This window comes from Jatrophihabitans fulvus, assembly GCF_054781375.1.
On the sequence record NZ_BAAGUN010000002.1, the window covers coordinates 110298 to 124554 of the forward strand.

General features: G+C 72.2%; 7 protein-coding genes. 3 read left to right on the forward strand and 4 right to left on the reverse strand.

All coding sequences use genetic code 11. The annotated features are described in order from the left end of the window. Genes ACYVP9_RS09095 through ACYVP9_RS09105 form a run of 3 tightly spaced genes read right to left on the reverse strand, consistent with a single transcriptional unit; the run spans position 1 to position 3312 of the window. Complete coding sequence (locus ACYVP9_RS09095; RefSeq protein WP_460604463.1) at positions 1 to 906, reverse strand: glycosyltransferase family protein; 906 nt, start codon at positions 904 to 906, stop codon at positions 1 to 3. Further along, the gene (locus tag ACYVP9_RS09100; RefSeq protein ID WP_460604464.1) at positions 903 to 2033 is read right to left on the reverse strand and encodes a hypothetical protein; all 1131 of its coding nucleotides are present in this window, start codon (positions 2031 to 2033) and stop codon (positions 903 to 905) included. Before ACYVP9_RS09100 ends, ACYVP9_RS09095 begins: the two co-directional genes overlap by 4 nt. A 13-nt stretch (positions 2034 to 2046) precedes the next feature. Beyond that, on the reverse strand, positions 2047 to 3312 hold the full coding sequence (locus tag ACYVP9_RS09105) for a hypothetical protein (protein ID WP_460604465.1): 1266 nt from the start codon (positions 3310 to 3312) through the stop codon (positions 2047 to 2049). A gap of 315 nt (positions 3313 to 3627) precedes the next feature. Here ACYVP9_RS09105 and ACYVP9_RS09110 point away from each other — a divergent pair, with 315 nt between their 5' ends. The 3 genes from ACYVP9_RS09110 to ACYVP9_RS09120 are packed head-to-tail and all read left to right on the forward strand — an operon-like array spanning position 3628 to position 7936. After that, positions 3628 to 4626: a glycosyltransferase family protein gene (locus ACYVP9_RS09110; RefSeq protein WP_460604466.1), complete on the forward strand. Its 999-nt coding sequence runs from the start codon at positions 3628 to 3630 to the stop codon at positions 4624 to 4626. After that, positions 4623 to 5789 (forward strand): UDP-galactopyranose/dTDP-fucopyranose mutase family protein, encoded by a 1167-nt coding sequence (gene glf / locus ACYVP9_RS09115; RefSeq protein ID WP_460604467.1) that lies wholly within the window; start codon positions 4623 to 4625, stop codon positions 5787 to 5789. The genes ACYVP9_RS09110 and glf overlap by 4 nt, the downstream gene beginning before the upstream one ends. Beyond that, entirely contained in the window at positions 5786 to 7936 is a 2151-nt protein-coding gene (locus tag ACYVP9_RS09120) for a glycosyltransferase (RefSeq protein ID WP_460604468.1), read from the forward strand. The genes glf and ACYVP9_RS09120 overlap by 4 nt, the downstream gene beginning before the upstream one ends. Before the next feature lie 282 nt (positions 7937 to 8218). On the opposite strand, the gene ACYVP9_RS09125 is transcribed toward ACYVP9_RS09120, so the two are convergent. Continuing rightward, the gene (locus ACYVP9_RS09125; protein ID WP_460604469.1) at positions 8219 to 14236 is read right to left on the reverse strand and encodes an IPT/TIG domain-containing protein; all 6018 of its coding nucleotides are present in this window, start codon (positions 14234 to 14236) and stop codon (positions 8219 to 8221) included. Positions 14237 to 14257: the final 21 nt, after the last annotated feature.

Genomic DNA, 14257 nt, shown 5'->3' on the forward strand with positions numbered 1-14257 from the left:
CTACCGCGCCTGGGCCAGCACCCGCTCGGTCGGCTGCGGCGCCCGCAGCCCGGCCCGCAGACCGCGGCGCAAGCCCCGCCACAGCACCGGACGGTCGTCCGACCGCCGGATCGTGCGCGCCCAGCGACGCACCGTCGCCCCCAGGTAGAGCAGCCGCTCGGGGGCCGACAGACCCCGACTGCGGGTGAGCAGCCAGACCTTGTTGCGCACCTCGAAGAAGAACCGCTCGCCCGGGTCGGCGTCGGTGCTGCCGAAGACCTTGGTCTTGTGCTCGACGACGCTGGCGGGGCAGAGCAGGCCGACCGCGCCGCGCAGCAGCCGCATCGTCCATTCGAAGTCGTCGTTCCACAGGAAGTAGTCGGCCACCGGCAGGCCGCACCGCCGGGCGTGCTCGGCCTCGACCAGGATCGACACGAACGAGGCCGAGCGGATCGGCACGCAGCCCGCCCGTTCGGCGGCGTCCCGCTCGTCCGCCGACACGAACGGTTTCGGACGGGGCGTGTTCATCGGGTGCGGCCGGCCGTCGGTCCACACCACCCGGCTGGCCAGCAGCACCGGGTCGCCGGGGTGCCGGTCGCGCGCGTCGAGCAGCGCCTCGAGCGCGTCCGGGTGGGGCACGGTGTCGTCGTCCATCAGCCAGATCCAGTCGGCGCCCCGGCCGTGGGCGGCCTCGAGGCCCGCCGCGAACCCGCCGGCGCCACCGGTGTTGCGGCTCAGCCGCACCAGCTCGACCTGGGGGAAGCGGTCGCGGACGGCCTCGGCGGTGCCGTCGGTCGCGGCGTTGTCGATCACGACGACGGCGTCGAGCGGACGGGTCTGCCGAGCGAGCGCGTCCAGCGACTCGAGCAGCAGTTCGCGTCGGTTCCACGTGACCACGACGGCCACGACCTGCAGGCGCTCGCTCATTCCTCGCGCGCGTCCCGGGTCGCCCGCCGCACCGCCAGCAGGTAGTCGGCGCCGCGCCGCAGCGTGCGGGGCAGCAGCCGGCGGGGCTCGTTCTCGTAGCGGTGGTGCAGCATGCCCGACAGCGAGGCGAGCGCGGCCTCGAGCAGCTGCTGGGTGGTGACCTCGTCGGGGTCGGTGCCGGCCTTGCCCGACGGCTTCGCCGGCTCGAGGTCGGCGAGGTCGCCGACCACGTCGTAACCGGCCGCGCGGATGCCCTCGATGGTGTGCTGCGCCTGCTCGCCGGCCCAGTCGTACCACTCGGGCGGCAGCTGCAGCCGGGCCGACGGGGTGCGCGCCGACAGCACGTCGTGCGTCAGCGCGCCCTTGACCTCGCGGAAGTAGAACCAGGCGGGGATGTCGGCCGAGATGCGCCGGTTGAGCCGGCGCAGCATCTCGACCTCGGCGACGCCGAGCGAGGCGTTCGACTCCGCGCGCGAGGTGTCGGCGCGTGCGGGATCGGCGCCGATCACGGCCGCGAACCGCTGCCACAGCAGGTCCGGGGCCGAGCCGCGGGGCGGCATGGTGACGACGTGCACCCGCTCGGGCGGCAGGTCGCGCGACCAGCGTTCGAGGATCGCGAGGGTGTCGTGCGCCTGCCAGAACCAGCGGGTGCGGTTGCTGCCCGACTCCCAGCTGCGCTGCGTGGCGACGTCCTTGAGCCAGTACTTCCACGGCCGGCCGTTGCGGTGCTTCACCGTCTCCTGCCACTCGGCGGGCAGCAGCGAGCCGAAGTCGCGGACGGTCAGGACCACGTGCGCCTGCTCGACGCCGACGGCCCGGACGGCCCGCCGCGCGTCCTGCTCGTCCGCCCCCACGAACAGCTCGTGCGAGATGACGGCCGTGCCCTGCACCCGGCGGGTGCGCCGCACGAGCGAGTCCCACGCGCCGTTCCAGCCCGGACCGGGGTCGCCGGCGGAACGCCTCGCCCGGGTGAGGTCCTGCGCCGCGTGGAAGTGGTCGCGCAGCGACCGTCCGGGCAGGGTGATGTCCTGACGCTCGAGCTCGGCCCGGTTGCGCCACATGACGTCCTGCAGGTAGGTCGTGCCGCTCTTCGGCTCGCCCACGTGCAGGAAGACGGGTCCGGTCACGCGGCGGCCTGCGTCACGGGGCCTCCCGGCGGGCCCGGTGGTCGTTGCGGACGGTGCGCAGGGTGTTGCGCAGGTGCCAGTACTGGCGGCGCATGACGTGCAGGGACTGGTTGCGCTCGCTGGCGGCGATGAGCGCGCGCTTCAGGCCGGTGGCGGGCGGACGCTCGGTCGCGTCGCCGTCGGCGATCGTCACTCCCCGGGCCGTGGCCAGCTCGGCGAGCAGCGCGACGATGGCGTCGACCGCCGCCCCCAGCTGCTCCTCGGCGGGGACCTCGACACCCTCGGGACGCTCGCCGCTGCCACGGCGCGGCCGCAGTTCCTCGAGGTCGCCGACCACGTCGTACGGGCTGTCGGCCAGCCAGCCGATGAGCTGGTCGGCGTACTCGTCCAGCCAGGGGTCGCGGCGGGCCGGCACGACCGGCTTGCGGGTGGACGGGCGGGCGGAGAGGGCCTCGTGGGCCAGCAGGTCCTTGACGTTGTGCATGTAGAACCAGTTCGGCATCGCCTCGGGCAGCTGCTGGTTCACCTTGCGCAGCAGCTCGACCTCGGCCAGACCCAGCGACGCGTTCGCCCGCGCCAGGCTGAGGTCGGCGACGGACGGATCGATGCCGAGAATGCCCGCGAACCGGTCCCAGAGCACGTTGTCGCCCAGCGAGCGCGGCGGCATGGTCAGCACGTGCACGTTGCCGGGCGGCAGCAACCGGCCCCAGATGCGCAGGATCTCGCGGGTGTCGTGCACCCGCCAGAACCACCACTGCCGGCGGTCGTCGGACACCGACTCGCGGTCGATGACGTCCGACAGCCAGTGCTGCCACTCCCGCGCGTTGCGGTGCTTGATCGTCTCCTGCCACTCGGCGGGCAGCAGCGACGCGACGTCGCGGACGCTGAGCACCACGTGCAGGTCGGTGCCCTCGAAGCTGCGGACGGCCCGCTCGGCCTGCTGCTCGTTGACGGCGGCCAGCAGCTCGTGGGAGATGACGGCGGTCCGCGGGGCGCGCAGGGCCTGGCGCACCAGGCGGTCCCAGGAGCCCGCGTGCGGCCCGATCGGGTCGCCGGGCACCTGCTCGACGTCGCGGAGGTCCTGCGTCGCCCGCCAGTGGTGGGACGAGCGGGCACCCGGCAGCATCACGCCGGCCGCGGCCAGGGCCGAGCGGTTGGCCCACATGACCTGCTGCAGGAAGGTCGTGCCGGTCTTCGGCTCGCCGACGTGCAGGACGACTCGGTGTGCGCCGGACGGAGGCGTCGGCTGGGCGTCCGGGTGGGCGTCCGGGTGGGTCACGGATTACCTCTCCTGCGGCCGGGCGGCACGCGTGCTTCGGGCCGGGCCTGCCGGGCCGGGTTCTCGGACGGTCCCTCCGTGTCCAACCTAGCGTCCGTTCCCGGGCCGTCCATGGCGGGCCGGACGGCGGGCGCGGGCGACGGCCCGTCCGTGCCGCCGCGGCGCGGGGGGCCGGTCGGGCCCCGCCGGTCTGTTAACCTGGGGCGCGTCTCGTGCCACCCGACGACCGAGGTGGCCGTGCCGGCGCGCACCGAGTGACCGCGTCCGACAGCGCCGGCACCAGCAGCGACCGCGGAACGGAGGACGGGACTCAGCGTGCACGAGCCCTTCGCCCTGCTGCTGCCCGTGTTCGACGGCGACGACGCCGAGCACCTCCGCCTCGCCTTCCGCAGCGCCGTCGAGCAGCAGACGCTGCGCCCCGATCAGGTCGTCATCGTCCGCGACGGACCGGTGCGCCCCGAGCTCGCGGACGTGCTGGACGAGTTCCGGGCCACGTCCCCGGTGCCGCTCGACGTCGTCGAGCTCGAGCACAACCTCGGCCTCGGGCCCGCGCTGGACGCGGGCCTCGCCGCCAGCCGCTACGACGTCGTCGCCCGCATGGACGCCGACGACATCGCGATGCCGCACCGCTTCGCCACCCAGCTGCCGTTGATCGCCGACGCCGACATCGTGGGCGCGGGCCTCATCGAGTTCGTCGAGACGCCGGACGAGGTCGTCGGGCGGCGCGTGCCGCCGGTGGGCCGCGACGAGATCCGCCGCTACGCACGCCTGCACGACCCGTTCAACCACCCCACCGTGGTCTACCGGCGGCAGGCGGTGCTCGCCGTCGGCGGGTACGGCGACCTGCCGCTGATGGAGGACTACTGGCTGTTCGCCCGGATGCTGGCCGACGGGGCCGAGCCGGTGAACATCCCCGAGCCGCTGGTCTACTACCGGGTCGGCGCCGGCGCGTACCAGCGCCGTGGCGGCCGCAACCTGCTGCGCTCCGAGATCCGCCTGCAGCGCCAGATGCGCGACGACGGGTTCACGAACACCTTCCAGTACGCCCGCAACGTCGTCGTCCGCGGCGGTTACCGGCTCGTGCCGTGGTGGATCCGCCGGACGCTGTACCGCGCGCTCGTCGCCACCCGGTTCGAGCGCACCGCCCGCGCGGGCGTCCCCGCACCCGTCCACAAGCCCGCCGATCCGCCGGACGACGAGGTCCACCGCGCGGCCGAACCCGCCGCCGGCCCGGCCGAACCGCGCGCGGTCGCACCGATCGAGGAGCCCATGAGCATGCACCCGACCACCACCAGCAGCGGAGCACGGGCATGACCGACCTAGTGGTCGTCGGGTCGGGCTTCTTCGGCCTCACCGTCGCCGAGCGGTGCGCCCGCGAGCTCGACCTGCAGGTGCGCGTCATCGACCGCCGCAGCCACATCGGAGGCAACGCCTACAGCGAGGCCGAGCCCACCACCGGCATCGAGGTGCACCGCTACGGCGCGCACCTGTTCCACACGTCGAACGCCCGGGTCTGGGACTACGTCAACCGGTTCACCGCGTTCACCGGCTACCAGCACCGGGTCTACAGCAACCACCGCGGCCAGGTGTACCCGCTGCCGATCAACCTCGGCACGATCAACCAGTTCTTCGACGCCGCCTACAGCCCCGACGAGGCCCGGGCGCTCATCAAGGAGCAGGCGGCCGAGCTCGGCGGCAAGGAGCCGGAGAACTTCGTCGAGAAGGGCGTCTCGCTCATCGGCCGTCCGCTGTACGAGGCCTTCATCGCGCACTACACGGCCAAGCAGTGGCAGACCGAGCCCGAGAAGCTGTCGGCCGACATCATCAGCCGGCTGCCCGTCCGCTACACCTACGACAACCGGTACTTCAACGACACGTACGAGGGCCTGCCCGTCGACGGGTACACCCGGTGGCTCGAGAACATGGCCGACCACCCGAACATCACCGTCGAGCTGGACACCGAGTTCTCCGACATCCGCTCCAACGTCGTCGGGCAGGTGCCGGTCGTCTACACCGGCCCGCTCGACGCCTACTTCGACTCGTGCGAGGGCGAGCTCGGCTGGCGCACCCTCGACTTCGAGCAGGAGGTGCTCGACATCGGCGACTTCCAGGGCACGTCCGTCATGAACTACCCGGACGAGGACGTCCCGTTCACGCGCATCCACGAGTTCCGGCACTTCCACCCGGAGCGCGACTGGTACCCCACCGACCGCACCGTGATCATGCGCGAGTTCTCCCGTTTCGCCGAGCGCGGCGACGAGCCGTACTACCCCATCAACACCGCCGACGACCGAGACCGCCTGCTCAAGTACCGCGAGCTCGCGAAGCGGGAGAAGGACGTCCTGTTCGGCGGCCGGCTCGGCACCTACCAGTACCTGGACATGCACATGGCGATCGGTTCGGCCCTCTCGATGTTCGACAACCACCTGGCTCCGCACTTCCGGGACGGGCAGTCGCTGGCGGGGGCGTTCGCGTGAACCGCCCGCCCGCGAAGCGTCCGGCCGCCAAGTCGACGCGCGCCCCGCGCAAGAGCGCCGCGAAGTCGGCCGCTGCGGCGGCCTCGCAGCCGACCTCGCCGGCGGCGACGACCGCTCGCCCGGCCGTGACGTCACCCGTGCCGGTCCCGGTCGACAGCGACCTGCGCGTGCTGCAGCGCGTCGTCTTCCCCGACCGGTTCGACCTCGACATCGTCCCGCTGTACGTCGAGACCGACCTCGACCGCGGCGCGAACCTGCGCAAGCGCGCCGCGGACGACGACGACGAGGACGAGGACGTCGTCGTCAACGCCGCCGCGGGCGAGACGCAGACCGCCATCGTCTTCGACCGCTCGAACGGGTCGGGAGATCTCGCCGCGCGCCGATCGGCGACGGTGCAGGCGGGCAAGCGCGTCTCGTTCGGCACCTACTTCAACGCCTTCCCCGCGTCCTACTGGAAGCGGTGGACGACGGTGCAGTCCGTCGTCCTGCGGGTGCAGGTGCAGGGCGAGGCCACGGTCGTCGTCTACCGCTCGAACGCCAAGGGCCACAGCCACCCGGTCGAGTCCGTCCACGTCGACGCCGACGCGTCCGCGCCGATCGAGTTCACGCTGCCGCTGTCGTCGTTCGTCGACGGCGGCTGGTACTGGTTCGACATCGCGGCCGGGCCGGCCGACGTCCGCGTCGTCGCCGCCGAATGGGCCACGCGCGCCGACAGCCGGGCGCCGGGGCACATCAGCATCGGCATCACCACGTTCAACCGTCCCGACATGTGCGTCGACGGCCTGGCGGTGCTCGCGTCCGCACCGGACGTGCTCGAGATCGTCGACAAGGTCTACGTCGTCGACCAGGGCACCCAGAAGGTGTCCGACCACCCCGACTTCGCCGCCGCGACCGCGGGTCTCGGCGACAAGCTGCAGATCATCGAGCAGGCGAACCTGGGCGGGTCGGGCGGGTTCTCGCGCGCCATGGACGAGACGGCGACCGCCGGCGACAGCGACTACGTGCTGCTGCTCGACGACGACGTCGTGACCGAGCCCGAGAGCATCCTGCGCGCGGTCACCTTCGCCGACCTTACCCGCCGGCCCACCATCGTGGGCGGGCACATGTTCAGCCTCTACGACCGCTCGGTGCTGCACGCGTTCGGCGAGCAGGTGGCGCGCTACAAGTTCTGGTGGGGGTCCGACCCGCGCACCCGCTCGGAGCACGACTTCGGCCGCAGCGGGCTGCGGCACACCACGTGGCTGCACCGCCGCATCGACGTCGACTACAACGGCTGGTGGGCCTGCCTCATCCCGACGTCCATCGTCCGCGACCTCGGCCTCGCCCTGCCGGTCTTCATCAAGTGGGACGACTCGGAGTACGGCCTGCGCGCCGGCGCGGCCGGCTACCCGACCGTGTCGATGCCCGGTGTCGCCGTGTGGCACGTCCCGTGGCAGGACAAGAACGACGCGCTCGACTGGCAGGCCTACTACCACCTGCGCAACCGGCTCGTCGCCGCGCTGCTGCACTCGCCCTACGAGCGGGGCGGCAGCGTCATCAGCGAGAACGTGCAGTTCCAGCTGCGCCACCTGCTCGCGATGCAGTACTCGACCGCGGAACTGCGGTTGCGCGCCATCGAGGACGTGCTGTCCGGACCGGAGCACCTGCACCGCGACCTCGCCTCCAAGATGGGCGAGCTGCGGGCGTTGCGCGGCCGGTTCACCGACTCCCGCTACGAGAAGGACCTCGACGCCTTCCCGCGGGTGCGCCGCCGCAAGCCGCCCAAGCGCGGCAAGGAGCCGACGTCGCCGTCGAACAAGCTCGACCTCATGGTGCGCGCCGCGCTCGGCGTGCTGCGACAGGTGCGCCCGGCCGACGAGCACGGCCGACGTCACCCGGAGCTGGTGGTGCCCGCTCAGGACGCCCAGTGGTGGTCGCTGTCGAACGTCGACAGCGCGCTGGTGTCGTCGGCCGACGGCACCGGCGCCGCGTGGTTCCAGCGTGACCACGAGCAGTTCCGGGCGTTACTGGCCCGCAGCAGCAAGGTCCACGCACAGCTGTGGCGCGAGTGGCCCGAGCTCGCGGAGCGTTACCGTGCCGCCGCGGCCGACTTCACGTCACCGCAGGCGTGGCGCTCGACGATCGCGGACGCGCAGCCGGGGTCGTGACCCGGCGCGGGTCGCCACCGTGTGACCTGTGTCGCCGGCGAGAACCGTTCGGGCTCGTCGGCTCGTTACACCTTCAGAGCAGGACGACGCAGCTTCGGGGGGAGCGCGTCACCGGCACCGTCGCGGGGGAACGTGCGTGCCGACTGCTCACGGGGAGGAATCCGGCACAGCGGCCGCCGATCGGGGGATCGCGTCCGCTGTGCCGAACTTCCCTTCGATGAAGACGCGCATCGGGCCCGTCGACACATGGTGTCGACGGGCCCGATGACGTTGCGGCCGCGGTCAGCGCGTGACGATCACGACCACGCGCCGGTTCGCCGCCCGCGACTGCGCGGATCCGCCGACGACGACCGGGCGGGTGCCGCCGTAGCCGACCTTGCTCGTCGCCACCTTCGCGCCGTAGTGCACGAGTGCCACGCACACCGCCTTGGCCCGCTGCCGGCTGAGCGTCAGCTCGTGTCCGGGTTCGCCGGCGTAGTCGGTGTAGCCCTCACAGGTCACCGCCCGCGCCAGGCGCAGGTGGGACGCGAGGAGCCGGACGGCCGCGTGGCCCTCCTTCGTGAGCACGGCACTGTCGAACTCGAACAGGCTGTCCCGGTCGAGCGTCGCCGCCTCGCCCACCGTCATCTGCCGGTTGCCGAGCTGCGAGATCGGGTGTGCCCACGTGCCGTTGTGGCTCGTGTCGTACGCCCGGGTCTGCCGGCGCTCGCCGCGGTAGGCCTTGGGATTCGCCGGCACCGCGATCTGCGACGGCGACACCGTGCGCCGGTTGCCGAGCCGCGGCGCGTTCGGGAGCACCGGACGCCGTGCCGAGACGGCGCCCGGCCCGTACGCGGTGACCGCCCGCACCGTGACGCGGTAGGTCACGCCGTTGCGCAGCCCGCCCACGGTGACCGAGCGCTTGCCGCCCGCAGCCGGCCGGGTGGCGACCCGCCGCCATGTGCGGCCGCCGTCGAGGCTCACCTGGTAGCCGGTGATGCGCGATCCGCCGTTCGACGCCGGCGGCGCGAACGTCACGGTGGCGCGCTGATCGCCCGGACGCGGCGCGACCCTCGTCGGGGCGCCGGCCGTCGTGTGCGGCACGGCCCGGTCGGCGGCAGACGCGGCGCCCGCGCCGTTCGCGTTGACCGCCCGCACCCGCACCGAGTAGCCGGCGCCGTTCGTGAGACCGGACAGCGTCGCCGTCCGGGCGCCGCGAGGACCGGGGGTCGTGGCGACGGTGCGCCAGGTGCGGCCGCCGTCGGTGCTGACCTGGTACCTCGTGATCGGCGTCCCGCCGTTCGACGACGGCGGACGGAACGTGACCGTCGCCGACCGGTCGCTGCCGACCGCGCGCACGCGGGTCGGTGCGCCCGGCACGGTCGTCTGCGCCTCGGTGTACGTGTACACGTCCTCAGCGGTCGCGTTGCCGTTGGCGAGCCGCAGCGTCACCGGACCCGGGCGTCGGACGCGCGGGGTGGTGAAGCGGAGCGACGTGCCGGCGGCGTCGACCGTGAACGAGCCCGCCTTCAAGGTGACGCCGGCGATGGTGACCGTGCGGACGGTGTCGAGGCGCGTGCCCCTGACGGTCACGACCGTGCCGCCCGTGGTCGGGCCGGTCTTCGGCGCGACCGTCGTGATCGTCGGCGGCTTCGCCGTGATCGTCAGGGTGCCGGTCACGTACTTGAACGACGCCGAGTTGCTGTAGACCGACGGGTCGTCCGCCTGCAGCGTGCCGCCTCGCGGCACCACCTTGTACGTGCCCGGGTCCGTGGGCGGACCTGCGAGCTTGGTGGCGCCCTTGTAGTAGTCGTAGTCGACGCCGTCGACGCTGTCGCCGTCGAACAGACCGCCGACCTGGGAGGTCGGGGTGACGTCGTCGCCCTGAGCCACCGTGATGTCGTCGGCCACGACCGAGATCGCCTGCGGCGCCGGGAACACCTGGATGTCCACGGTCTCGGTGCGGCTCGACGGGTCCGATGCCGCGGTGGCGGCGTTGTAGTTCGTCGAGGCCGCCTGCGTGCCCTTGATCGTGCAGATGCCGGCGCGCAGCGCGGTGACGGTGGTGCCGGTGATCGAGCAGATCGTCGGCGTCGCCGAGGTGAGCACGACCTGCGCGAGACCCGCGTCGTTGCGCACCGCACCGCCGCGGGTGTCCGTGACCGTCGGCGTGATGGTCGCGGTGCCGGCCTGCGAGAGCAGCAGCGACGACTTCGAGCTGCTCAGCGCCAGCACGGCCGACGCCTTGGCGATGGTGCCGACGACGGTCGGGCGCGGGTTGACGAGCCGGTAGTTCCTCGCCGCCGACCCGGCCAGGACCAGGTCCTGCGTCAGCGCGACGCTCTTGTTGACGCCCGGTGCGGCGTCGGCGAAGGCACCGCCGCCCGCACCGTTCGCGAGTTGCACGTCGTCGCCGTCCACCGCGCCGGTGACCTTCAGGTCACCCAGCGTCGCGTCGGTCGTGCCGTCCCACACCTTGTCGGCGCGGACGCTCGCGACGGTCAGGTCACGCGGCGTGATCGTGATCTGCGTCGTCGGGAACGTGCCCTCGTAGTAGATCGAACGGTCAGTGCCCGATCGCGTCATCTCGAAGGACTTCACGCGGAGGTCCCACTTGCTGACGGTCGTGCCGTCGCCGCCGCACGAGGTGGCCGACCGGGCGACCCCCGCGGGCAGGCCCTCGGTCCAGCCGCCGTTGGTGCACGTCGCGTCGCGGTACTCGTACGTCACCCCGGTGATCTGGTCGGTCGTGGACGTGGCGCTGTGGTGGACGTCCTGCGCACTGCTTCCGGTGCCGTCACCGAGCTGTCCCTTGTAGGTGAAGGACGAGCCGTTGTCCGAGACCGGGGTGATCGTCACGGGGGTACCGGTGATCGTGACGTGCACCGGAGCGGGGGCGAAGGCGCCGTACGGCGCGCGGTCGTACGTGGCGCGCGAGAGCGCCACCCGCACGTACCAGTTGCCGGCCGCGGCGGGGATGCCCGAGCGGACGTTGCGGGTGAACCCGTAGGCGTTGTGGTCCGTGGCGGACACGTACTCGTAGCCGGTGGGAGCGGTCGCGCTGAAGGGAGTGGCCCCGACGAAGCCCGACGTGGTGTAGCCGACGGTGTAGGTCGTCCCCGCAGCCACGGTCAGGTCGTTGGCGCTGCCGTTCGCCGTCGTGGTGACGCCCGGCGTCACCTGGCAGAGGAACCCGAGGGTCTGCGCCGGGAGCGACGTGTCGGACGGCGTGACCACGATGCTCTTCGAACCCCACGGGTTCTCCAGCGCGTGCGCCAGCTGCGCCATGTCGAGCGCGATGCTCGTGCTGCTGTACGAGGTGGGCGTGACAGCGACCCCGTCGATGGTCACCGTGCCGCTCGATCCGAACGTGGCCTCGCTCGCGGTGATGGTCGTCGTGGCCGGCGCGTAGGTGATGCCACCGGTGGCCGGCACCGCGCTCGGCCGGCACAGCCCGACGTTCGGGCTGACCGAGATCGAGCGGCCGGCGTGGATGTAGTAGACGCCGAAGTTGAGGTCTACCGAACCGACGTTCGTCACGACCTTGACGTTGTGCCAGTCGCCGTTGGTCACACCGCGGGGCGCCGCGAAGTGCAGCGACGTCGCGCTGACCTGCGTCGGCACGATCGTGAACGTCGTCCCTCCGTCCTGCACGAGCACGCGGGTGGCGTTCGCCGAGGTCCCCGTCAAGTTGGTGCCGGAGAGGACGAAGTCGTTCGAGGCGTCCGAGATCGGGTCGAACTCGCTGCGGGTGCCGTGACCCAGGTCGGCGTTCGAACCGATGCGGCTGATGGTCGGACGGCCGACGGCCGTGGCGACGTACCGGGCGCCGACGGCGCGCGTGGCCGCGAGCGTCGAGCCGGTCGGCGTCAGAGTGATCTTCACCGGGCCGGCGGCGTGCGCCGGAGCGGCGAAGGTGACGGCCGTGTCGGTCCAGCTGATCGCCTTCACGGCGGTGGTGTCGACCTTGACGCTGCCCGCGGGCCCGAAGCCGGTGCCCTCGAGCCGCATGACGGTCCTGCCGGTCGTGGGCACGGTCAGAACGAGCCCGCCCTGGCCCTCGTCGATGTCCGGCGGACCGTAGTACGCCTGGCGCGGGTCCGGGCCCACGTAGGAGAACGAGGGCGCGGTGACCGAGACGGTTGCGCGCAGCGGCGCCTTCGCACCCTTGGGCGTGACGACGACGGCGAGCGGGCCGGCGGCCGTGGTGGGCACGACGACGCCGGCGATGCGGGTGCCGGAGCCCGTCGCGGTGTAGGCGACCGCCGGGGCGGACCCGACCTTGACGGTGCCGGTGGTGCCGAAGCCGTACCCGGTGAGGACGACCTTCTTGCTCGCACCGGTTGCGTACGACGGGATGCTCGCCGGCGTCACGCCCGTGACGGCGGGGTCGGGGAGCACGGTCAGGCCGTTCGCCCTGGTCGCCGTGCCGGTGATCGAGGCGACGACGACCTTCTTCGCGCCCGGGGTGTCGGTGTCGGGCACGACGAAGGAGATCGAGGTCGCCGAGGACGTCGTGACGGCGGCTGCGCTGCCGTCGACCGTCACACCGGCGGTGCCGGCCGGCCCGAAGCCGCTGCCCGTGACGGTCACGTCGTCGCCCGCGGCAGCACTCGCCGGCGAGATCCTGGTGATGGTCGGGGCGGTGCCCGGCGCGCGCAGCGTCAGCTGGGCGGCGGACGAGATGCCACCCCCCTGCGGCGAGGCGACGGTGACGTCGACCGGACCGGTCGTTCCCGCGAGCTCCGGGACGACGGCGGTCAGCCTGGTGGTGCTCAGCCGGGTGACGCGCGGCGACTTGACGCCGCCGATGATGACGGTCGGCACGCCGCTGGTGCCGAAGTCGGCGCCGGTGACGGTGACGACCGATCCGCCGCTGTTGGCGACCGCGGTCGGGGAGACGCCGGTGATGGTCGGTCGGGCCGAGTACGTGAAGGCGCCGCGCGCCACGGTGGTGCCGTAGTCGTTCGTCACGCTGATGGACACCGGGCCGGCGGTCGCGCTGGCAGGTGCCGTGAACTCGATGACGTCGTAGCCCTGGGTGTAGTTCTCGAAGGTGTAGGGGCTGCTGTCGGTCGCCTCGGTGATCGTGTTCCAGCTGGTCACCTCCTGGCCGCCGACCTTGATGTGCAGGTCGTCGGTACCGGACTCGATGAACCGCCCGCGCAGCCTGATCGTGGTGCCACCGGCCTGCGAGCCCGCGGCCGGCTTGAACGACACGTCCGTCGGCACCGGAACGACCCAGGTCAGCTTCTTCGTGAAGACGGTCGTGCAGTGCTCGTCGACGTTCCACTGGTTCTCGGGGCAGTACCCGAAGTGCAGCGTGCGCGGTCCAGGAGTGGCGTCGAACTCGTTGCGACCCCAGCCGTAGTCCTTGTAGATCACGACGTTGCCGTTGCCGGTGAAGTCCCAGTCCGAGAGCTGGCTGACGTCACCCGCCGCGTTCGTCATCCATTCCCGGGTGTTCGCGTACTCGCTGAGGTACGGGCCGCGGACGGTCATCGGCGTGCCGGTGGTCACGGTAATCGGCCCGTCGATGCTGTCGACCTGCAGCGTCTTCACGTAGGTGATCGCGTCGTCCGCGGTCACCGTCGACCTGTAGTACGTGCCGAACCTCGACGAGTAGCAGTTCGTCAGGACGGAGAAGTCGACCTTGCCGCCCTGCCGTCCGGGCTGGGGCGGGAGGTAGACGACGACCCGGGTCAGACCCGTGGCGGGATCGAACCTGGTCGCGTACTCGTACGCCGGCTCGGCACCCGCGCGGTAGCTGGTGTCGCAGTACCCCGGCATGGTGCCGTTCGCCAGCGTCACGATCATGTGGATGCCGCCGAAGACGGTCGACGTGGTGTTCTCCATCGACACGATCTGCGGCTTGGGGGCGGCGAGGCGCCAGGCCGTCACCGAGTAGGTGGCAGTGGCGCTGTGGTCGGCACTGGTCACCGTCACCACGACGTCGTTGCGGCCCCGCGACAGCGGCACGGTTCCCGAACCGGACGACAGCGTCACGGCGTTGCCGTTGTCGGTCACGGTGACCGTGGCACCGGCGTCCGAGGGGGTCGCCGACACGGTCGAGGACGCCGTGTCGTCGACGTAGATCTGGTAGTCGTGCGTCGCGGCGTCGAAGGCAGGGGAGAGCCCGCCTCCGAACGCCGTGTTGTCGAACGACAGTGCGCTCAACGTCGCGTCCGAGGACGCCGTCACCGACGGCTGCGGGGCCGACGCCGGGTCGGCGGGCGCGGCCTGGGCGGCCGGGATGCCCATCACCCCCGCGACGAGGGCGGCCGACACGACCGCGGTCAGACTTCTGATGCCGAACTTCACTGGGGGACCCTCCGCAGGCCG